We start from the raw sequence: 19718 nt of genomic DNA, 5'->3' as shown, positions 1-19718 counted from the left end.
AAACCCTCCGTCCCTCGCGCCAGCGTCCCCGGACTGCGGCGCTTCAGCGCCGCTCTCGCCAGCCCCCCCACCCTCTCCCACCCACGCACCCTCGCCAGCCCCAGCCACCTCCCTCCCCATTCGTCATTCGTCATTCGTCATTCTCCTCCCACCCACCATGAACCCCGAATCCCCATCCACCCTCCCTGCGATGGTCATTCTCGAAGACGCCGCCCTCTGCCCTCCCTCCGCCAAGGAGCGGGCTGTCGCCACGGCCTCGGCCCTCGCCAAAACATTGCGGCCCCATCTCGAAACCCTCGCAGCGCCCCTGCTTGAAGTCGCGCGTGCCGCCAGCTCCATCTTCCTCTGCGGCAGTTGGAAAACCGGCGTGCTGCTCTGCGCCACGCTGCTCTTCATGCCGCAGTATTTCGCCTTCGCCATCAGCGCCTGCCTGCTCGGCGGCTTCCTCGCGAAGCTTCTGCATCTGCCCGCGGCCATGTGCAAAGACGGCACGCTGCTCTACAATGTTTTTCTCAGCGCGCTCGCCGTCGCATGGATCACCCGCGGCTCTGACCTCGCCGCACCGGCCATCTGGGGCATGCTCGTCGTCGTCACTGTTTACACCCTGCTTCTCTCCGCGGCGCTGTGGCATTGGTTTCCCCTGCGCGCGGGCTTGCCGCCGCTGAGCGTCGCCTTCGTCGTCACCTTCGGCACACTCCTCACCTTCTTCCCCCACTGGGCTGCAAACACCGCCTTGCTGGACATGGGACTGCCAGAGGAGCCAGCGCTGCCCTTCGTCGTCACCGCCTTCCTGCGCAGCATGGGCACCATCCTCTTCCTGCCAAACGTGTGGGCCGGCCTCGCGGTCACGCTCGCCATCCTCGTGTGGTCACGCGTCGCCATGATCAACGCCCTCGCCGGTTACGCAGGCGGCATTCTCATCGTGAAACTGCTGGAAGCCTGCGGGCTGCAGTGGCTCGGCTGGTTTGCCGGGCACAACTACCTCCTCGCCGGCATGGCTCTGGGCGCGGTGTATTTCGTGCCATCCTGGAGCAGCCTCGCGCTCGCGTTCATCGCGGGTGCCGTCGCCGCATTGCATGTGGCCGCGGTGCAGCATTTCCTGCGCGGCTCCGGCTGGGAATATCTGCCGCTGCCTTACCTGCTGACGATCTGGAGCCTGCTTTGCTGCCTGCGGCTGCGTGAGAAGCCCGGCTCGCTGCTGCCCTCCACGGGCGTGTTTGAAAATCCTGAGGCCGCGGCGGCTTCACTGGCGCTGGCGAATGCGCGCTTTCCCCACCGCAACGAAACGCACGTGCTGCTGCCCACCGCTCGCGAGGTCACGGTGACGCAGGGTTTTGACGACAAGCTCAGCCACCGCGGCGAGTGGAGGCACGCGCTCGATTTCGAAGTACATGACGCGGCGGACAACGCCTGCCCGCCCGGCTGCGACGACGATTTGAGCCGCTACTACACGCAGGGGCTTGAGGTGCGTGCTCCCGGCACGGGGGAGATCGTCCGCGTGACCGATGGCGTGGCCGACAATGCGCCTGGCGGCTGCAACTTTGCCCACAACTGGGGCAACCACCTCATCCTGCGCCTGGACTACGGCGGCATTGTGAAGCTGGCCCACTTCATGAAGAACGGCATCCTGGTGAAAACCGGCCAGCGTGTCAGTGCCGGCGATCTGCTGGGCTACTGCGGAAATTCCGGCCGCAGCCCGGTGCCGCACATTCACCTGCACAATCAGACCAGCACCGAGACCGGTGCGCCGACCACGCCTTTCTGCCTTGCGAACTACTTCACGCGCACCAGCGAAGGTGTGCGGTGGAACTTTGCCAGTGTGCCCAAAGTTGGAGCCCGCATCGCCCCGGCGACGGTCTCCACCACCGTGCTGGGCACGCTGGCTCATTTTGCCCCCGGGGTGGCCACCTACCGTGTCTGCAGCGCGGGAGTGACCTCGTTTGAGACGGTCGCCATCACCCTCGATGAGTCCGGCTGCTACCGTTTCAGCAGCGGCAAAGAATCGCTCACGGCGGTTCTCGGCCTGCACGCGCTGCAGATCACGCACAGCAGCCTCAGCGGCCGCTCGCAGCTCCTGCGCTTCCTTTCGTTCGCCATGCCCACCGTGCCATTTGCTTACCAGAGCGGCATGATCTGGGAGGATAGTGTCGCTTTGCAGTCAAAGCTGCACGGTCGGGCATTGGCGGGCGTTCTTGCGCCCTATGCGGGCTTCCCCGCCCAGCGCGTCGTCAGCCGCCACTCGCTGCATCCCACGCCGCAGAGGCTGCATCTCACCACCGCGCTCGCCGGTGCCGGAGCTGGCCTGCCGGCGGAAATCGAGTTCATCCTGGAGCCCGTCCGCGGTCTCTCCCAGCTCACGGCACACTTCAAAAGCCACGACAGCATCTTCACCCAAACCAGCTTCACACCCACCCTGCCCAATGGTGACGCCGAATAAAAACACGCCTCTCCTCTCAACCATGAAAACACACATCCTCATTCTTGCCCTGGCCTTTGCCAGCGCTGCGAACGCCGCCGACAAGCTGCCTGCCATCTCCGCGGCGTGGCAGGAGTCCCTCAGCGCTGAAGCCAACGGCGACTACGCCGGTGCGCTGCAAAGCGTGCTGACCTTCAAAAGCGCCGGCGGTGAAACCTATCTGGCGGCCGTGCGCGCCGGGTGGCTTTCCTACCTCAACAAAGACTACACCAAGGCCGTCCAGTACTACACCACCGCCGCCAGGCAGGAGCCGCGCGCCATCACACCGCACCTCGGCATGATGAATGTGTTTCAGGCACTGAACAAACCCGATGACGTCCTTCGCGCAGCGCGTGAGGTTTTGAAAATCGACCAGTTCCATCGCTCGACGCTGCTCGTCGCCGGAGAGATTCTTTTCAACCAGCAGGACTATCGGAAGGCCGAGGTGTACTTTGAGCGCGCCTACAAGCTCCAGCCTGAAGACCCCATTGGCATGAGCTGGTTTGGCTGGTCACTGATCAACCAGGGGCAGGGCCGGATGGCTGCTCCTTTGTTTGAGAAGCTCATGCAGATCAATCCGGACGGCTACATGGTGCAGGACGGATTTGCCCTCACCCGCTCCGGCCCTCCCGGCCAGCCCCCCGGCCCACCCCCAGGCCGCCCTTGATGCATGACCCCCGGAGCGCGGGCCTCCGAGCCCGCAGCACTCCGCAAGCGCCCACCGTCCCGCATTTACAAAGGACCGTTGCGTCTAATGCCGAACAGGCTCTCAAACCAAACGCAGCCCCGCTCCGGGGCTGGAGCGCGGGCCTCCGAGCCCGCAGCACTCCGCAAGCGCCCACCATCCCGCATTTACAAAGACCGTTGCGTGTCATGCCAAACTGGTTCTCAAACCAAACGCAGCCCCGGAGCGCGGGCCTCCGAGCCCGCAGCACCCCGCAATCACCCACCATCCCGCATTTACAAAGGACCGTTGCGTGTCATGCCAAACAGGCTCTCAAACCAAACGCAGCCCCGGAGCGCGGGCCTCCGAGCCCGCAGCACCCCGCAATCACCCACCATCCCGCATTTACAAAGGACCGTTGCGTGTCATGCCAAACTGGTTCTCAAACCAAACGCAGCCCCCGGAGCGCGGGCCTCCGAGCCCGCAGCACTCCGCAAGCGCCCATCGTCCCGCATCCCAAAGACCGTTTTGCGTGTCATGCCAAAACTGGTTCTCAAACACCGCCTGATAGAGAGAAGCAACCCCATGCACACGCCTTCCCAGATCCGCAGCCAGGGACGGCGCCTCCACGCCGCGCTGGACCAGGTGATCGAACAACGCGGCTGGAGCACCCCCAAACGCCGCGCTCACCAGTGGCGCATGCTTCGCTCGCTCGTGCAGCATGCCCATGCGCACGTTCCGCTCTACCAGCGCCTGTTCGCGCAGGCCGGCTTCATACCCGCGATGCTGGATGACTGGGATGATCTCTCCAAAATTCCCTTTCTTGCCAAGGCCGACCTGCGCAGCGCCGCGCGGGAGGATCTGACCGCCAAAGACCCCCGCGGTGACATTCGCTGGCTGGCGTCCTCCGGCTCCACCGGCATTCCCGCCAGCATGGCGCGCACGGAGGAGTCGCTGTGGCACTACATGGCCTGCAACACAGCTTTGTACCATGACTGGTGCCACGGCCAGCCGCTGAGCCACGGGCTTTACTTCGTGGACATGGCGCGGGACAGCATTGACTTCGCCGCCGCAGATCTGCTGCGCACCACGGTGCCGGATTCGCGCATTTTTTCCGTGCACGAGCCTGTGGACAAACTCACGCGCGAGCTTTTGAACGCCGCGCCGGAGTTCATTTCGTCCTATCCATCAACGCTGCGTGCCATCGCGCTGGAGCTGCGTGCGAAGGGCCGCGAGATGAAAAAAACGCGGCTGATTCACCTCACCTCCGAGATGCTGGACGCCCATACGCGGCGTTTGCTGGCGCAGATCTTTCCGAATGCACGGCTCATCGAGACTTACACCAGCACCGAGGGCGGGCTGGTGGCCTGGCAATGCGTGCAGGACTCGCGCTGGCATGTCGCGGAGGCCAATGTCCTGTGTGAGATCGTCGATGACGAGGGCCGGCCCACCGAGGGTCTGGGCCACATGGTCATCACGGATCTGACCAACACCGCCACGCCGATCCTGCGCTATCGCGGACTCGGGGACCTGGCGCGCTGGGAGACGGAGCCCTGCCCCTGTGGCAGCAGTGCGCGCAGCATCCGGCAGATCGAAGGCCGCAGCGCGGCCATGCTGCGCACGCGCGGGGGCGGCTTGGTCTCGCCGTATGTCATCACCAATGCGATCGAGGAAGTCCCCGGCCTGGCGCAGTATCAGGTGGTGCAAAAGCAGCCGGGCATGCTGGAGGTCCGCGTGGTGGCGGAAACGGGTGCCGCGCGCCACGACGTGGAAAAAGGGGTGCGGGGCGCGCTGGAAACCGCGCTGGACCATGCCGCGGATTTGCAAATCACCTTCGTCTCCACGATTGCCGCACCTCCAGGATCGCATAAAGTGCCGCTTGTGATTTCCGAACTGCCCCCCGCTGCATGAAACGCCTGCTGGACCACACTCTGCGTGGTTACGGGCAGATGCTCGTGGCGAACAACCGTGACACCGGTGTGTGCGTGCTCCTGGGCTTGTTCGTGCTGTCAGTCGAGGCCGCGCTGATGAGCCTGGCCGGGGCGCTGCTGATTTCCCTCTTCGCGCAATGGCGTGCGCAGGATGACACGGTGCTCAAGACGGGCCTCTTCAGTGTGAACGGCGCGCTGCTGGGCGCCCTGTGGTATCTTTTTCCCCAGGTGCCGCTGTGGGCGCAGGCGCTGACCACCGCGCTCGGCTGCGGGGCCATGGCTTTTTTCTTCGTGCCGGTCGCCGAGCGGATGCATGAGGCGAAGTCGCCCTACGTCCTCTTCAGCCTGCCCTATGTCGCCATCGCATGGGCGGCGCTGACGGCGCTCATTTTCTTCGGCGTGCATGATGCGGAGCTCACGCGCGGCTGGCGCGCGCTGCTGACGAACCGTTTTGAAAAGGCCGAGAAACATTTCCTCAACACCGAGGTCAGCACCGACATGGCGGAGGCCTACCGCTGCGCGGGTCTCGGCTGGAGTTTGTACCGGCGCGGAGATCAAACTGGGGCGCAGACGGCTTTCTCCCGCGTGCTCTCGCTCAAGATCGGCGTGGCGGATGCCTATGACGGCCTGGGCTGGAGCCGCTACCGCCAGGGCCGCTATGACGATGCGGAGCTGGCGTTTCGCCGGGCCGTGGCGCTGGATTCCTTTTTTGCCGACTCCTGGGATGGCCTGGGCTGGTGCGCCCTGCAGGCGGGCCGCCCCGATGAGGCGCGCCGTCACTTCACCACGGCGGCGCTGTGCGCGCCGCTGTTTGCAGACGCCTACGCCGGATTTGCCGCCACCCTCACCGGAGGCGAGGCCAAACAGCGTGCCCAGGCGTGCAGCACCTTTCTGGCCGGGCATCTCAGTCTGGCGGCGCAGTTTACCTCCACACGCGTGCTGCTCTGCTGGCTGTGGTTCTTCATCGGCATTCTCTGGCATTCACGCACCAGCGCGCTGGTGGCCCTGGCCGCGCTGCTGGCCTGTTTCGCAGGCTCTTTGTGGAAGCCGGTCTTTGGGGATCCCGCCTTTGCGATGAATGTCGTCATCCTGGCGCTGGCTCTCGGCGGGCATTACCTGCGGCTGAATGTGCGTACGGTTCTGTGGATGCTTTTCGTCACGCTGGCCCTGGCGCTGCTTTGGGAGCCGCTCTCAGAGGCGCTGCTGCGGCTGGCGCTGCTGCCGCTCTGCCTGCCGTTCAACATCGCGCTGTTGGGCAGCATCGCCTTTTTTGGCTGGCTGCATCGCCGTGGCCTGCGTGATGAGCGCATTCCCATCGACTGGGCCTCCAACACGCCGGCGGAGATCCGCGTCTTCATCGCCCAAAAAGAAGTGGCAGACGCCTGCTGGAACAAGCTCAAAAAGGCCGAGCCGGAGCAGCCGCAGCCCAGGACGGAACGCTCACTTCAGCTTCCGGCCAAAGTGGACCTCAAAGTAAACGCCGAGTGACTCCGCCAGCGCCACGGCAAAGCGCCGCTGGTTTTCGGGAGTGTCACGCACATTGTTCCAGGGACACTCCACCTGGATGGCGCTCACAGTGCCGCCGCTGCGTGAACCGTGGGCGGTCACATCATACACGCCGCTGAAGTAGCCGGCCAGGAAGGCGGGGTTCGCTTTCGAGGGACTGGGCAGACAGCGAAACCCGCGGTACTCCAGCAGCCCGCCCAGGCTCTGCGGGCCGCGCAGCAGTTCCGCGAAGCTCACGGGCGAGCGTTTGTCCAGGTCACGAATGCAGGTGGAGGCGATCAGCGCCGTGTCCGCGTTCAGTTCAGCATCCGACTGCTTCAGGAGGTCGGCCTTCACCAGATAGCCCAGCTCCACGCGCTGATCCAGATGGCGGTGGCCGTGAATGTCCAGCAGCAGGCCCATGCCGCTCTTTTTCATCACGGTGTCACAGGCCTTTTGCGCGCTGTCGTGAAAGCGGTGCCAGGCCGCCACGGCGGTGGGGTCTCCCTGCGCCGCTTCTTCGAGATCACGATTGGGGTCCAGCTTGGACCGGTGCAGGCGGGAGATGATGGCGTGAGGCTTGCCGCCATAGCGCGCCGCGAGCTCCTCGCTGATCATCTCGGCCAGCGGGATGGTGTTGGAATCGGTGCCCGTGACTCCGTAGCGACGCGCCAGCACATTGGCCGGCTTCAGCATGCCGCCATGAGGCACGGTGAGAATGACGGGCAGCGTGCCGGACCGCACCTCGATGAACGATTCGAGCTCCCCTGTCTGGGCCCGCAAAACGGTGGCGAAAGCAAAAAGAAAAAGCAAGATGCGCATGGTCCCTGCCAGTGAAAGACAGTTCTTGCCTATGATCCACCGCATTCTTTTCCCGCTTCTAATTCTCGCCTCGTCGTCCCATGCCGGCAACTGGCCCGAATGGCGCGGTCCCTCAGCCCAGGGGCATGCGAACGCCTCCGGCCTTCCGGAGACCTGGAGCGAAACCAGCAACGTCGCCTGGAAGACCGAGATCCCCGGCCGCGGCCACTCCACCCCCGTCATGTGGGGCGATCACATCTGGCTCACCACCGCCATCGAAAAACCCGCCACTCCAGAGGAGACCAAACGCCGCCTCGAATCCAACACCGGAGACCAGCCCCTGACAGTCCTGGGCTCGGTAAGCCTTCACGCCCTATGCGTGGACCGCAACAGCGGCAAAATCCTCCACGACATTGAGCTCCTCAACGTCAAGGAGCCGCAGTGGGCGCATCAGCTCAACAGCTATGCCTCGCCCTCCCCCGTCCTGGAAAAGGACCGCCTCTATGCTCACTTCGGTTCCTTTGGCACCGTCGCTCTCGACACCAAAACCTTGAAGGTGCTCTGGAAAAACGAAGAACTCCACGTCATGCACGAAAATGGCCCCGGCTCCACCGCCGTGCTCCATGGGGACCGGCTGATCGCGCATTTCGACGGCAGTGATCAGCAGTTCATTGCCGGATTCGACACAATCAAAGGCGCCGTCGCCTGGAAAACACCCCGCACCGGAGACATGGACCCCCGCCCCCAGCAGCGCAAAGCCTACGGCACCCCGCTTGTCGTCACCATCAATGGTCAGCCGCAGGTGGTCAGCTCCGCCGCCAACAACATCTACGGCTACGATCCCCAGACCGGCGCGGAGCTGTGGAAGGTGCACTACGGCGAGCTGGGCTTCTCCATGTCCACCGTGCCGGTGGCGGACGACCAGCAGATCTACTTCAGCACCGCCTTTGGCAAGTCGGCCATGGTGGCGCTGAAATATGCCGGGGTGAAGACGCCCGAAGTGGCCTGGCGCAACAACAAGAACGCGCCGAAGATGTGCTCTCCCGTGCTGGAGAAGGGGCTGCTTTTCTACGTGGATGACGGCGGCATCGTGAGCTGCGTGGACACAAAGACCGGCGAAGCCTTCTATCGCGAACGCATCGGCGGCAAGTACAGCGCCTCGCCCATCCTGGCAGACGGCAAACTCTACTTCTGCAGCCGCGAAGGTGTGGTGACGATTGTGAACGCAGCCAAGGAATTCAAGATCATCTCTCAGAACACGATGGATGGCGCCATCATGGCGAGCCCGATTGCCGATGGCAGCGCCCTGTTCATCCGCACGGACAAGGCGCTGTATAAGATCGGGAAGTGAGGTGTGATCGAGGGGCTTGCGTTGCGCCCGGTGATGCATAACTTTCTGCTATGACGACGCTCGCTCAAATTGAAGACTCAATCCGTGCACTGCCTGTGGACAGCTTCATGGAATTGTTCGAGTGGATGAATGAGCGCCACGATGAGGTGGTTCGGGAAGATGGTTATGAATCCCCTGAACTCGAAGCGGTCATGCTCAAGGCGTTGGACAGCCCGCGCCAGCCTATCAATGAAGAGCTTTACGAAGGCATTCGGCAGCGCTGGCGTGATAGAAAGCGTGCTGAGGCAAATCAGACGTCATTGCAGCCATGCTGACGGCCGACATCCGTTCGGATGCGTTGCTGGATCTTGATCTGCAATATGAATGGTATGCAGATGTGGCCGATGAAGATCTGGCGGAACGGTATCTGGCTGCATTTAACGAGACGAAAGAACAACTCTGTCGTCATCCAGAAATCGGCCACATCCGCAAATTTAGAGACCGGCGTCTTGCGCAGTTGAGGTCATTCCGGATTCACGGTTCCTTTCACAGGCATCTCATTTTTACCGTGTTGAGGACGACACGCTGGTCGTATTTCGCGTGATTCAGGGCATGCGTGACCTTCCCCGGCGATTGCTGGAACCGCCGGGGTCGGAGTGAGGCGGACTACTTCAGCGCCTTGCGCAGCACTGGCTCAAAAATTTCCGCCTGACGCAGGAAGCCGAGGTCGGTGCCGTGGGAGGCGTCGTTGGAGCCTTCGGCGTCGGTGCCGTAGAGGGCGTCGCCGCCGATGTAGTGGAGGTTGGCGACCTTTTCCTTCTTCAACTGTTCGTAGGCGGCCTTGAGTGCGGCGTGATTTTCGTCATGGAACTTGGCTTTGGCGGGGGTGATCCAGGAATTCGTGAAGCGGCGGTCTTCGACGAGGATGATCGGGATGGTGGTGTGCTTGCTGCGCAGTTGCTTCACCAGCGGCACGCATTTGGCGGCGACGTCGGCAGGGCCCATGTTCGGGAGGCAGTCGATGACGATGACGGCGGGATCGAGCTCATTGAGAAGATCGCCAACGGCGGCGTCCATGCGACCGTTGCCGGAGAAGCCGAGATTGATGACAGGGCGGTCCAGATGACGGCCGAGGATGGCGGTGTGAACCATGCCGGGGCGGGAAGCATTGGCACCATGCGTGATGGAAGTGCCGTAGAACACGACGGGCTTCTCGCGCGGCTTCAGTCCTTCAAATTTCGCGTTCGCAGGCACGCCGATTTCGAGTTTTTCAATGCCATTGTAAAGCGGCAGGTAGGCGGCGAATTCGTGCTCGCCGGGGGCGAGATCGCTGATCATCACGGCTTCGATGTGCTGAGCGCCCGGCTTCGTGCAGGTGACCCATTTCCACTGGCCTTTGGCATCACGCGCATACAGATCGAGGCCGCTGACGCCGGTGGCAGGCATGGCGGGCATGGCCAGATTGGCCTTGAAGAGATCATAGCGGCAGTAGATGGCCTTGGCGTCGGTCTTGAAGCGAACCATCATGCCCGCGCTGTCGCGGCTCAGTCCCCACACCGCAGGCGTGACGGTCTTTTCCGCTTTGGCGGGCAGGCGGTCAAACCAGCGCAGGCGCTCCTGATCTCCCCAGCCACGGCCTTCGACGCCCCAGGTGGTGACATCGTGCCACTGCGCGTCGGCTGGAATGGTGGGGCCTTTGGGCTTGGCGGCGGGTGCGGGTGCCGGAGCTTTCGGTGCGGCGGTTTGAGCGAGCAGCGAGGTGCTGACGAAGAGAGCAAGGAGAAGAGCTGGTTTCATGAGAGCGCATCAGTACGTCAGTCACTGAGGCGTTCTCACTTCAATTGCAGCGCGGCCGAGGTCCGGTGCCCGCAATCAGCCACGCACTTTGGCGAGCGCTTTCTTCGTGGCCTCATAAGCGGTCTTTTCCCAGGTGGAAAGAGAAGCGCGGGCGGTGGGGTTTTTTAGCGGAGGGTTGGGGCCATGCGCGGTGGCGAGGTCGCTGGAGACAGGCTTGCCGCTGCGGCCATGGGCGAGAAGCCCGACGGTGACGCTTTGATGTTTGAGACTGGGCGTGACCCACACGCGGACCACGGCCTCAAGACGATTTGTGGAGGCGAACTTTTTGACCTCGGCACGCTCGTTGAAGGGGTTCAGATGCTGCGGCACTTCCTTCATCTGCGAGAAGGGGATGTAGTGGAAGGCGCGGCTGTCGTCCAAAGCGCGCTCCACACCGCGGCGCACGGCCTGATGCACGCGCAGTTCTTCAGGGGACTCGGGTTTGAGCCGGAGCGAAGGATGATCACTCGGAAGGCTTCCAGTGGGGCCGATGCCAATGGCACCGGTGCGCACATTGCGAAGGCGGCTGAGGCTGCCCTCCGTACAGGAGGACAGGGTGACGACGGCGAGCAGGCCGGCGAGGAAGAGGGTGAGGCGGGGATGGGTGGTGTTCATGCTTTGATATGCCACGCAGGTGCGGTTTTGTCATGCGGGAAGGGGCCGGATCCAGGACTGAACTGCGGACTCGACTTTGCTGCGACGGTCAGGCATTCTGGGGGAGTGAACTCGCTAATGACCGGGCTTGTGTGCGCTGCGGTGCTGTTTTGGACAGCGCATGCTTTCGGTCAAGCAGCAGGCAAGCTGTCCGCGAAGGGGAGTGAATTTTTGCAATGGCTGGAAGAGGCGGAGCACGCGCAAAGTGTGGCGGACCGTGTGCAAAAGCAGACGCGTGCCTTGGAGGCGATTTTGCATGCTGACAGCGATCTGCTGGGGGCTGCGCTTGATGTGTGGCTCAAGAAGGGCGGCAGCAATGTGTTTGTGCGGGCGGCCTGGAGGCGGCTGACGCAGAAGGACGAGGCAAGAGCACTGAAAATGCTGGAGAAGCCCCGGCGTTTTTCCGGATTCGATGAAGCTGCGTATGCTGTGCATGGCTACATGGCTCATTCGCATCCTGACCATGTCTATGAAGAGGTTCAGAGGCTCTGCGGGCCAAAAAACACCTGCCACTGGTATGCGGAGGCGATCCTGACGGAGGTGGGGGGCGAGTGGCTGCGACGGGAGCATCTGGGAGCACTTTCACGGCTGAACTCCCCCACGCTCTCCGCACCCATGAGGGCGGCGGTCTTTGAGGGGTTCGTCGAGGCTGCCTCCACGGTGGACGAGCGGCTGGCACTGCTGGAAAGATTCGTGGGAGACGAGGAGCCAGCGATTCATGAGCAAACCCGAGAACCGTATTTTTGTGATGCCCTGGTGGAGGCGTCAGCCAGGGAGGACCTGCCCAAGACGCGCGCATGCATCGAGAGATTATTTCCTCCGGGCACAGCGCGTGTGTCTGACTCCTGGAAGGCCTGGAACATCAGGTATGTGCGCCATTCATTGTTCCGTTTCTGGGCCAGGGCAGATCCCATGGCTGCCGCCGACTGGCTGATGGCGCAGCATGGGAAGGACGATCCGGAGGCTGCTGGCTCGCTGCAGAGCTGTGCTGCCGCCATCGCTGGAGAGGATGAGGAGAACATCACTGAAGCGCTGGGCTGGTTGCAGACTCAGTCCCGAAGAGACGGGGTGAAGGCTGCCGTGGTCAGGTGGTTTGATCATCCGGCCCGAAGCAAGCTTGAACGAGAAGGCCGTCTCGTCATTGGCCGCTGGCTGGCCGCCCTGCCTGCCGGCGAACGAGAGGCCGCCCTGATGGCCGGGTTTGAAGGCTGCTCCTATGGCGAGAAGCCCTTTCAACTACGGGCCGATGATCCATTCATGACGCTGGTGTTTCCTGAAGAGGAATTGCGACAACAGGTGGTTCAACGCATGAAGCTGGCGGCGGCAGAGCCGAAAGCAGAAGAGACTCCTGTCAAAGCGCCAGACACCGCGCCGTTTTCATTTGAGATGGTCGCGGAGGATAATCCTCCGTGGGGCACGAAGGGGTTTGAAGTGCCGGTGGACCACGAACCTTACACGGCGACGGCCCAGGACACCCAACGCAGCCGTGAGCTGGCGCGTGAGCACCGCCTGACGTGGCGCTCTGATGACGCGGCGGAACGTCTTGCGGGATTGAACGCGCTGCAATGGATGATGGACGCTGCTCCCGCGGAGCTGAAGGGAGTGCTTCTAGCGCATCTGCGGCAGGAGAAAGGGGGGATGACTCTTTTCGCGAATGATCTGATTGAGTGCTGGGCGGTGCGTGACTGGCGTGAATGCGAGCGTTTTGTCTGGAAGGCAGATCTGCCGCCCGCCACGCGGCGGGAGATGCTCATTCAGTTGTTCAGTGAGGCCGCCTTGCGGTTTCCAGACGAGGTGTTGCAACGACTGCGTGAACTCATCGATACGGGCATGCTTGCGCAGGATGCCCTAAATGCTGATCTCGGCGGCCAGCGTTCGCGACAAACTCTTCACCATGACAGCCATGAGATCACTAAAAATCTGGCCTGTGGATGGACGCTGGAAAATGATGCCGAGGCACTGCGCAAGATTCAAACGCTGCCGCTGAAATGGCAGCCCATGGCTTTTCGGGGGTTCCTGGAATCATTTACCACCACCGAGGCCGGACTGGCCATGCTGGATCTTATTGTGGAGCGTGATGTACGCAGACAGTCCGCCGAAGCAGCGAAGCAAGAAAAGCACGGCGGACTGAAATCGGATTCCTGGGCTTATGCCCTGGCGGTTTTGGGCAGGCTGGCCCGTACCTCATGCTCTGAAGCCAGGGCGTGGCTGGAGGCCAGGCCTGAAAGAATGACCGACAGCGGCAACAACTATGATGATGGCGTGTGGGTGGTGTACCAGGTGTGGCGTGAAAAAGAGGCAGATGCGGCTGATGAATGGCTGTGGCGGAATCGTCCGGGGGAGATCGCCCTGCACCGTATTGTGAAGCATTTTTTGGATGACGAGGAGACAGAGCATGCCACCGTCTGGCTGGAGAAGCAGCGTGACCACGAAGGCATTAACGGTGGTCTGGCGGCGTTTGCCGACCACTGGAGAAAGACCCAGCCGCAGGAAACCGCGCGTTATGTTTTGCAGATGAAAGGACAACTGCGGCAAGTGTATGCCATCGATCTGATGCAATCGTGGCGGGAGGCCGATGCTGGAGCGGCGGCAAAATTTATGGATCAGGCCTTTCCACCTGGAACGTCGGAGCGGAAGGAGGCCGATGCGGAGAGCAAACGCATGGATGAGCTGATGCAAAACAGACCCCAGTGATGACGACCTGCAGGTGATGGCGTTTCAGCGGAGGATGGCAAAGGGTCAGTCGTCGTTGGCCAAAGAGCCATTCTTCGTGTGGGCAAAGAAGAAGTAGAACAGACCTTTGGAGAAGAACCACAGGCCATAGACGGAGGCGGCGGCGTTTAAAACAAGGAGTGAGCGAACGATGCCGCCCATATATAGAAATGCTCCGCCGACGCCTGTGAGCAACAGGAGGCCAAACCCGAGAGCCGCCTTCTTGATCGAATCGGACCTGATCATCGCCATTCGTTCGGCACGGGCTTTGGCGTACATCTGCTGTGCCGCCTCCTGGGGGATGCCATTGACTTCCAGCCGATGAAAACATCGTCACGGGATTCGTCCCAAATGACCATGCGCCGGACGCCTTCGTAGATCCGGGCTTTGCGCTCCTCTGTCATGAACCCCGAGAGTTAAAGCGGGGCGCATTTAACGGCAAAGCAAAAACGCTTTCGCATTCGAGAGGCCTCAAGTAATTCCTTCGATGGCGGAGCATGGCCGGTTTCATAGAAAGCAGCTCTTTTTGAATGTTATCCAGCTCCAGAGAGATATTAGGCTTGCAGCCTAACCCGTAAGCCTGCTATTAAATTTACTCACGTCATCGTTCATGAAATTCTGGTTGTTAACCGCTGTCTTCCTTACCGCCTGCCTGCCTGCTGCTGAGCCGTTGCGGATGCTGGCGTTGGATGGTGACCTCGAGCATGGGGTTTCCGAAGTCGTTGAGCGAATTCTCGGCGCCGATGCGACGGTGAGACTGTCTTTTTTGCAAAACAAAGAGCTTGAGGGCGAATTAAGCGCGGACGTTTATTTGGACGGTGGAAGCATTGGAGCGCCGATGGCAAAAGATTTGCGTTTTGCCCGAGAGCCAGCGCCCACGCATCCTGCTGTATTGGAAGGAAGCTTCACGATCCCTGCTCCAGACACCTCCAAGCCGGTATCTCAAATCGTTGTGATCAACTTCACCGAGAATGGGAAGCGCAGATCGCGGGTAGCGACGTTTCACCTGCAGTGGACATCCCTGGCGGCAGTTCAGGCGGCGCTGAAAGATCTGCCCAAACTGCATGTGTTTGGCCGTGCAGCAGGTCTGCGTGAGAAGTTGCGGACTTGGCGCATTCCTTTCGATGATCTTGGCGCTGAAATGCCGCTGCACATTGATCCCCAGGCATTCGCCGTGGGTGAAGTCACTGCCGATAGTTCGACGCAGCTTCCGTCTCTAGGTGAGCAGTCCTCCCTGCTGATGGTGCAAGCGAAGCCGGTCAGCATGCTCGAAGTATCGTACCAAGATGTTGGAGGCAAACGTCTGACCCTTGTGCATCTGCCGGGTGCTCCTGACTGGCAGCGCGATGCATTTCTATATCGAATTCTGCTCAAACACCTCGCTTCCATCCCATGAAAACACCTCTTCTTTGCCTATGTCTGTCAGTCCTTTTGGCGGCAAATCTGCAAGCTCAAAATACTGCGCCACAGCCGCCGCTGACCGTCGCTGTCCTGCCGTTTGAAGGCCCGGATGAAAGAGGGCAGACGAAAGCTGGTGAAGTCGCCACGCTGGTGGCAGCCCAGCTCTCCACCAATGCCGATCTTTGGATGGTGGAGCGTGCTGACATCGATAAACTGCTGGGCGAGCATAACCTAAAGCTCTCAGGCCTTGCTGACCCCGCTGCCGCCACCCAAACAGGCCGCATTTTGGGAGCACGCATCCTTGTGACCGGACGCATCATTCCGACCGGTGACAATGTGTTGCTGGTCGCCAAGGTGATGAGTGTCGAGACTTCACGTGTGTTTGGTGAGAAAGTCAGCGGACTGGCATCCGCCTCCTTGGAAAAACCCGCCAGTGAACTTGCCGACAAGGTGGGCAAGCTGATTGCAAAGCAACATGCAGCATTCACTCCAGTGTTTGTGACCCGAGAAGAACGGCTGGCGCGAATGAAAAAGGCGATTGAAGGCAAGATGCTTCCCAGTGTTCAGGTCAGCATTCCAGAACAAGCGATCAGGCAGGCCGTGCCTGATCCAGCAGCTGAGACAGAAATGAAAAATGTGCTCCTGGCATTGGGTTTCGAGGTCATCGATCCCAAAACACCGGCCAAGCAACCCGATATTGTGATTACCGGTGAGGCTTTCAGCGAAAGTGGTGTGCGCCGCGGACAACTCATCTCTTCCCGGGCGCGCATTGAAGTGCAGGCCCTTCGCCACAAGGACAGCAAGATTCTGGCAGTGGAACGTGAAACAGGCGTTGCCGTGGATATCGCTGAAGCCGTGGCTGGAAAGACGGCGCTGCAAGAAGCAGGCTTCACATTGGTCGAGCGTATCGCGTTGAAGCTTGCAACGCCTTGAATCCATGTCCGACAAACTCATTGAGGATGCTGGCTCCTGGCGAGAGCTCTGGGTGTGGCCAAAATTGGCCGTCCTGGCGTTTGTTCTCGTCTTTGTGCCCGCAGTGGGACATGCGGCCAATGATGGCATTCCGCGTGTGGCGATTGTGGCCGCGAATTCAGCCCAAGCTTTTGCAGATGTGCTTAATGCGTCACTGAGCCAGGAATCTGCCTTCGTTTTGGTTGAGCGCGCTGAACTGGCCCGTCTGGCAGCCGAGTCTTCGCTGAGCGCTCTTGGAGTAACGGAACGCTCCTTCGCGCTCGCACGTCTGGCTCACGCAGACGCAATGCTGTTCATCAGTGTGGATGCAACGGACAAGCTGCACCCTCTGCTCTTGCTGCGGCTTACCAAGGTGTCCGATGCCAGTGTCCTGCATGGCTTGGTGCTGCCCTGGCTGCCGGATGAACTGGAAACGAATGTGAAATTTGCTGCTGCCCAGTTCATGGCGCCTCTGAAAAGGATTGGAGAATCTGGCGGCACAACTCCGCTGAAAGTGTCGCTGCTCGGACTACGTGCGTCGGTTGACAATCCGAAGCTTCGTTCTTTTGAGACCACCTTGAACCTCCTTCTTGCGCATCGTCTGGCAGATGAACCCAGTGTGGCTTTGATGGAACGCTGGCGGCTAAACGATGTGGTGTTTGAGCACTCGCTCATGGCTGAAGATTCTCGCATGCCTGCTGCAGGTGCGCGGTTGGTGGACGGTTCATTTCTTGAAAACGAGGGCAGATTGCAAGTCCGCCTCAGAGTGAAAATAGCGGGCAGTGAGGCTGGAGCAGACGACAACATCCAAGGCTCGATGGAAGATCCGGTTTCCTTGGTCAACGACATTGTTAAGCGAATCGTAAAGCAAGACCGTAGCAAGGGGGAGCCTCCCGCATGGCAGCCGGCGCTGGAGGCCCATGCCTATGCCGAGATGGGAACCTGGCTGCTCAAGCATTGGCTGACATCTCAGGCGGCGGAGGCCTTTGAGTCTGCGATCGCTCTAGGAGACAAAGACCCGATGAGTTTTGCGGGAAGAGTGCAGGCCTATACCATGAGCGCCTACCCCAACGATTTGCGTGTCGAAAATGGCGGTGGTGGCGGGAATTATCCGGCCGATAAAATCAAACCCGATCATCTCCCGTTTCATTTAGAAGCGGCAATCCGGGCAGCAGGGTTTGCGGCGGACTACATGGAGTCAAACGCCCATGCTGCAATCCCCAGGATCAGTGAACATGGCCTCCTGAATCCGGTCACGCTGAGACGCCAGGTGTTTTACTCGGCAGTGCGCACGCTTCAGGCGGTGCATGAGGCTGGAAAGCACGTGGCACATCGAGAACTGGTCAACCATTTGCGCATGGCGATACATCGTCTGGTGACGTGCATGAATGACCCGGCCGAGGACATCAATCATGATCATGAATATACGCTGAAAAAGGTCTGCTTTGCCGCCTATTGGTGCAGAACTCCGCAGGAAACGCTGGCTTACTACACGAAAGTTTTTGGACCGGAATTTGGCGGGCCGACAAGTGAGGCGCGTCATCAATGGCAAAGCCGGCTTCGCACCACGATGGCTGGCTTTGGGAGCGGCCCTCTTTATGGCCCCTATCTTGAAGAGAGAGCGCTGGACCATGCCTTGGTGCGAAACAATCAACGTGGCAACTTTCGCCTTATTGACTGGGATGAAGCCGGCTCACAGAATGCCGCAAGATTATGGCGTGAGTTCATTGCCACGCTTCGGGCATCACCATCACCGCAGGCGCAGGCTGATGGGTTGTACCTGGAGATTTCCAGCAGTCAACAGTTGGAGACAAGACTGCGGCTGCTGCATGAAAGCGTCGAACTGCTCTGGAAGCACCGCTTGCTTCTCCCGCAGGAAGAGGGCGAGGTTCTATTCGCCGCTCTGCATCCGGAGTTTCCGCATGAGAAAAGTGAGTTTCTCAGGTCGCTTAAGACCTATCGCTTATTTCTTGCGCTATGCTGTGATCTCTTCGAAAAGGAATCTTGGGTGCCGGACGAATGGTTGATGTCGCCACGTGTTTTCAGTGGATTCTTTGCGAAAGACGTTCTCTCCAGGGACGAAACAAAAAGATTGCTCACGGCGATGACCGGCTATCGAAAGCGCGCTGAAGGAGATGCCAGGTTGTCCAAGATGGTTGGATGGGCAGGTCAGCCATATGCCAAAGTTTTCGAAGATGCTTACACTAAGCTGTCAGAGGAATGGCCGGGTTTGGTGGAGAAAAGTGTCTCTGCTCCGCCGGTTGCTGAAAGACTCAAGGTGACTCGTTACTGGAATCTTTTCCGGCAGATGCCGATGGATCAGGAGTTTCGAACATGGCGGGCGCAGCCCAAACAAATTTCGTGGCATAACACAAAATATCTCAACACAGACGGGACGCGTGTCTGGCTCTCGCACGAGAAGGCGGGAATCATCAGTTTCGATCCCAGGACTTATCAAACAGAGTCATTCGGGAAGCCGCCGGGTGAGACAGGGGATCAAATTCAGCAAATCGTTGCCACTAACCGGGAAGTTTGTGCGGCAAATGTCCACGCCCTGTGGCGCTACGACCGCACCACACGCCAGTGGGCAAAACTGGATGTGCCAGATGCAGCTTATTCCATTGGAACGACTGACAAAGGAGTGCTTGCAGCTTATGGCAGTTTAGTTGTTGGTGAAGCAAGCAAGAGTTCCGGCGCGGGCATTGGCTGGTTAACCGCGGGAGGTGTTAGCTGGCTCGTATCCACTCGGCGCCGGCCTGCGGAGCATGCTTTGGATACCATTGATGTCGCGAAAATAGATGGCGTCTTTGCCGGGCCCGGGGGCGCTCCATGGGTGAGCTTGGGGCAATTTGGACAAGCGGACAAATCTCATTTTTTTTCATGCAAAGTGTATGATCTCAATGATACCAGTTCATCGAAAATACCGGTCAATGGGATGTTTGAAGTCTTCCATTGCGGAGATAGAACTCTTTTGTGGCAAGTCTTGACCATGAGAAACGCGGATGGTCTGAACGCTCAAAAATGGCATGCTTGGTGTGTGCGGCCGTCAGCCGCAGAACCGGAACTGCTCATGCTGTCTGATAATATCAAGCTGAGACTCCCTGCAGGCCTTTCACCGCGCTGGAAGACGCCTGCCATTCTAGAGGCTCCGCGGCCTGCAACATATGGCATCTATGTCTGCCCTACATTGCATGGCGATGAGCTGTGGATTCTCCATAAACAGGATAAAGAGGTGAGGTTGATCGGGCTGCTGCCCGGCCGGGAGAAGCCTGTTCAAATACCGCTAGGTTTTGTTTGGAGCGCGGAAGATCGTGCTTCCACGCCAGCCGTGTTTCAACAAAGTGAAACCGAGGGCTTCGTGGAATTTTTCATGCAAAAAAATGGTTTGGTCTCCACCGAACACGCGTTGGCACTCTGCAGCGCGATAGGGCATGGAGTTTGGATTCTTCCATGGCAGGATATTCGTCAGTGGCTGGCGGAGCATCCACAGCCATAAAA

15 protein-coding genes are annotated in these 19718 nt (G+C 60.2%); 11 read left to right on the top strand and 4 right to left on the bottom strand.

From position 1 onward, the window contains the following. The first annotated feature begins 157 nt into the window (after nt 1–157). From ACILSQ_RS28775 to ACILSQ_RS28760, 4 genes are all read left to right on the top strand, one after another. The gene (locus tag ACILSQ_RS28775; RefSeq protein ID WP_395747151.1) at nt 158–2437 is read left to right on the top strand and encodes an urea transporter; all 2280 of its coding nucleotides are present in this window, start codon (nt 158–160) and stop codon (nt 2435–2437) included. A gap of 22 nt (nt 2438–2459) precedes the next feature. Continuing rightward, on the top strand, nt 2460–3122 hold the full coding sequence (locus ACILSQ_RS28770; protein WP_395747150.1) for a tetratricopeptide repeat protein: 663 nt from the start codon (nt 2460–2462) through the stop codon (nt 3120–3122). Between the two features lie 582 nt (nt 3123–3704). After that, the gene (locus tag ACILSQ_RS28765; RefSeq protein ID WP_395747149.1) at nt 3705–5030 is read left to right on the top strand and encodes a phenylacetate--CoA ligase family protein; all 1326 of its coding nucleotides are present in this window, start codon (nt 3705–3707) and stop codon (nt 5028–5030) included. Then, on the top strand, nt 5027–6538 hold the full coding sequence (locus tag ACILSQ_RS28760) for an urea transporter (protein ID WP_395747148.1): 1512 nt from the start codon (nt 5027–5029) through the stop codon (nt 6536–6538). The genes ACILSQ_RS28765 and ACILSQ_RS28760 overlap by 4 nt, the downstream gene beginning before the upstream one ends. Here the strand turns inward: ACILSQ_RS28760 and ACILSQ_RS28755 are convergent. Then, the gene (locus ACILSQ_RS28755; protein WP_395747147.1) at nt 6491–7357 is read right to left on the bottom strand and encodes a hypothetical protein; all 867 of its coding nucleotides are present in this window, start codon (nt 7355–7357) and stop codon (nt 6491–6493) included. The genes ACILSQ_RS28760 and ACILSQ_RS28755 overlap by 48 nt on opposite strands. Before the next feature lie 31 nt (nt 7358–7388). Between ACILSQ_RS28755 and ACILSQ_RS28750 the strand changes: the two genes are divergently transcribed. Genes ACILSQ_RS28750 through ACILSQ_RS28740 form a run of 3 tightly spaced genes read left to right on the top strand, consistent with a single transcriptional unit; the run spans nt 7389 to nt 9270 of the window. Continuing rightward, nucleotides 7389–8687 (top strand): PQQ-binding-like beta-propeller repeat protein, encoded by a 1299-nt coding sequence (locus ACILSQ_RS28750; protein ID WP_395747146.1) that lies wholly within the window; start codon nt 7389–7391, stop codon nt 8685–8687. 50 nt (nt 8688–8737) lie between these two features. Beyond that, a complete protein-coding gene (locus ACILSQ_RS28745; protein WP_395747145.1) occupies nt 8738–9001 on the top strand; it encodes a hypothetical protein in 264 nt (87 codons plus the stop codon). Continuing rightward, the gene (locus tag ACILSQ_RS28740) at nt 8995–9270 is read left to right on the top strand and encodes a type II toxin-antitoxin system RelE/ParE family toxin (protein ID WP_395747144.1); all 276 of its coding nucleotides are present in this window, start codon (nt 8995–8997) and stop codon (nt 9268–9270) included. The genes ACILSQ_RS28745 and ACILSQ_RS28740 overlap by 7 nt, the downstream gene beginning before the upstream one ends. Nucleotides 9271–9332: 62 nt before the next feature. Here the strand turns inward: ACILSQ_RS28740 and ACILSQ_RS28735 are convergent, their stop codons facing one another. Together ACILSQ_RS28735 and ACILSQ_RS28730 are read right to left on the bottom strand one after the other, a co-directional pair. Then, the gene (locus ACILSQ_RS28735) at nt 9333–10463 is read right to left on the bottom strand and encodes an SGNH/GDSL hydrolase family protein (protein WP_395747143.1); all 1131 of its coding nucleotides are present in this window, start codon (nt 10461–10463) and stop codon (nt 9333–9335) included. A gap of 75 nt (nt 10464–10538) precedes the next feature. Next, entirely contained in the window at nt 10539–11117 is a 579-nt protein-coding gene (locus ACILSQ_RS28730; RefSeq protein WP_395747142.1) for a hypothetical protein, read from the bottom strand. 210 nt (nt 11118–11327) lie between these two features. Between ACILSQ_RS28730 and ACILSQ_RS28725 the strand changes: the two genes are divergently transcribed. Next, nucleotides 11328–13850 (top strand): hypothetical protein, encoded by a 2523-nt coding sequence (locus ACILSQ_RS28725; RefSeq protein ID WP_395747141.1) that lies wholly within the window; start codon nt 11328–11330, stop codon nt 13848–13850. A gap of 45 nt (nt 13851–13895) precedes the next feature. Here ACILSQ_RS28725 and ACILSQ_RS28720 read toward each other — a convergent pair whose 3' ends face one another. Further along, nucleotides 13896–14147 carry a hypothetical protein gene (locus tag ACILSQ_RS28720; RefSeq protein WP_395747140.1) on the bottom strand — a complete coding sequence of 84 codons (252 nt, stop codon included), beginning with the start codon at nt 14145–14147 and terminating at the stop codon, nt 13896–13898. Nucleotides 14148–14478: 331 nt separating this feature from the next. On the opposite strand from ACILSQ_RS28720, the gene ACILSQ_RS28715 reads away from it, so the two are divergent. From ACILSQ_RS28715 to ACILSQ_RS28705, 3 genes are read left to right on the top strand one after another with little or no spacing between them, the layout of a single operon-like run. Next, the gene (locus ACILSQ_RS28715; RefSeq protein WP_395747139.1) at nt 14479–15264 is read left to right on the top strand and encodes a hypothetical protein; all 786 of its coding nucleotides are present in this window, start codon (nt 14479–14481) and stop codon (nt 15262–15264) included. After that, entirely contained in the window at nt 15261–16202 is a 942-nt protein-coding gene (locus tag ACILSQ_RS28710; protein ID WP_395747138.1) for a CsgG/HfaB family protein, read from the top strand. Before ACILSQ_RS28715 ends, ACILSQ_RS28710 begins: the two co-directional genes overlap by 4 nt. A gap of 4 nt (nt 16203–16206) precedes the next feature. Continuing rightward, entirely contained in the window at nt 16207–19716 is a 3510-nt protein-coding gene (locus ACILSQ_RS28705) for a hypothetical protein (RefSeq protein WP_395747137.1), read from the top strand. Nucleotides 19717–19718 lie beyond the last annotated feature (2 nt).

The sequence above is a fragment of the Prosthecobacter sp. genome (genome assembly GCF_044227185.1).
Classification (GTDB): domain Bacteria; phylum Verrucomicrobiota; class Verrucomicrobiia; order Verrucomicrobiales; family Verrucomicrobiaceae; genus Prosthecobacter.
This window is presented reverse-complemented; position numbering and strand designations above follow the sequence as displayed.

Excerpts from the sequence above, each read along its gene's own strand:
- ACILSQ_RS28770 (WP_395747150.1), top strand. The coding sequence starts at position 2,460 with ATGAAAACACACATCCTCATTCTTGCCCTGGCCTTTGCCAGCGCTGCG.
- ACILSQ_RS28775 (WP_395747151.1), top strand. The coding sequence starts at position 158 with ATGAACCCCGAATCCCCATCCACCCTCCCTGCGATGGTCATTCTCGAA.
- ACILSQ_RS28750 (WP_395747146.1), top strand. The coding sequence starts at position 7,389 with ATGATCCACCGCATTCTTTTCCCGCTTCTAATTCTCGCCTCGTCGTCC.
- ACILSQ_RS28755 (WP_395747147.1), bottom strand. The coding sequence starts at position 7,357 with ATGCGCATCTTGCTTTTTCTTTTTGCTTTCGCCACCGTTTTGCGGGCC.
- ACILSQ_RS28710 (WP_395747138.1), top strand. The coding sequence starts at position 15,261 with ATGAAAACACCTCTTCTTTGCCTATGTCTGTCAGTCCTTTTGGCGGCA.
- ACILSQ_RS28740 (WP_395747144.1), top strand. The coding sequence starts at position 8,995 with ATGCTGACGGCCGACATCCGTTCGGATGCGTTGCTGGATCTTGATCTG.
- ACILSQ_RS28735 (WP_395747143.1), bottom strand. The coding sequence starts at position 10,463 with ATGAAACCAGCTCTTCTCCTTGCTCTCTTCGTCAGCACCTCGCTGCTC.
- ACILSQ_RS28745 (WP_395747145.1), top strand. The coding sequence starts at position 8,738 with ATGACGACGCTCGCTCAAATTGAAGACTCAATCCGTGCACTGCCTGTG.
- ACILSQ_RS28730 (WP_395747142.1), bottom strand. The coding sequence starts at position 11,117 with ATGAACACCACCCATCCCCGCCTCACCCTCTTCCTCGCCGGCCTGCTC.
- ACILSQ_RS28715 (WP_395747139.1), top strand. The coding sequence starts at position 14,479 with ATGAAATTCTGGTTGTTAACCGCTGTCTTCCTTACCGCCTGCCTGCCT.
- ACILSQ_RS28720 (WP_395747140.1), bottom strand. The coding sequence starts at position 14,147 with ATGTACGCCAAAGCCCGTGCCGAACGAATGGCGATGATCAGGTCCGAT.
- ACILSQ_RS28705 (WP_395747137.1), top strand. The coding sequence starts at position 16,207 with ATGTCCGACAAACTCATTGAGGATGCTGGCTCCTGGCGAGAGCTCTGG.
- ACILSQ_RS28760 (WP_395747148.1), top strand. The coding sequence starts at position 5,027 with ATGAAACGCCTGCTGGACCACACTCTGCGTGGTTACGGGCAGATGCTC.
- ACILSQ_RS28765 (WP_395747149.1), top strand. The coding sequence starts at position 3,705 with ATGCACACGCCTTCCCAGATCCGCAGCCAGGGACGGCGCCTCCACGCC.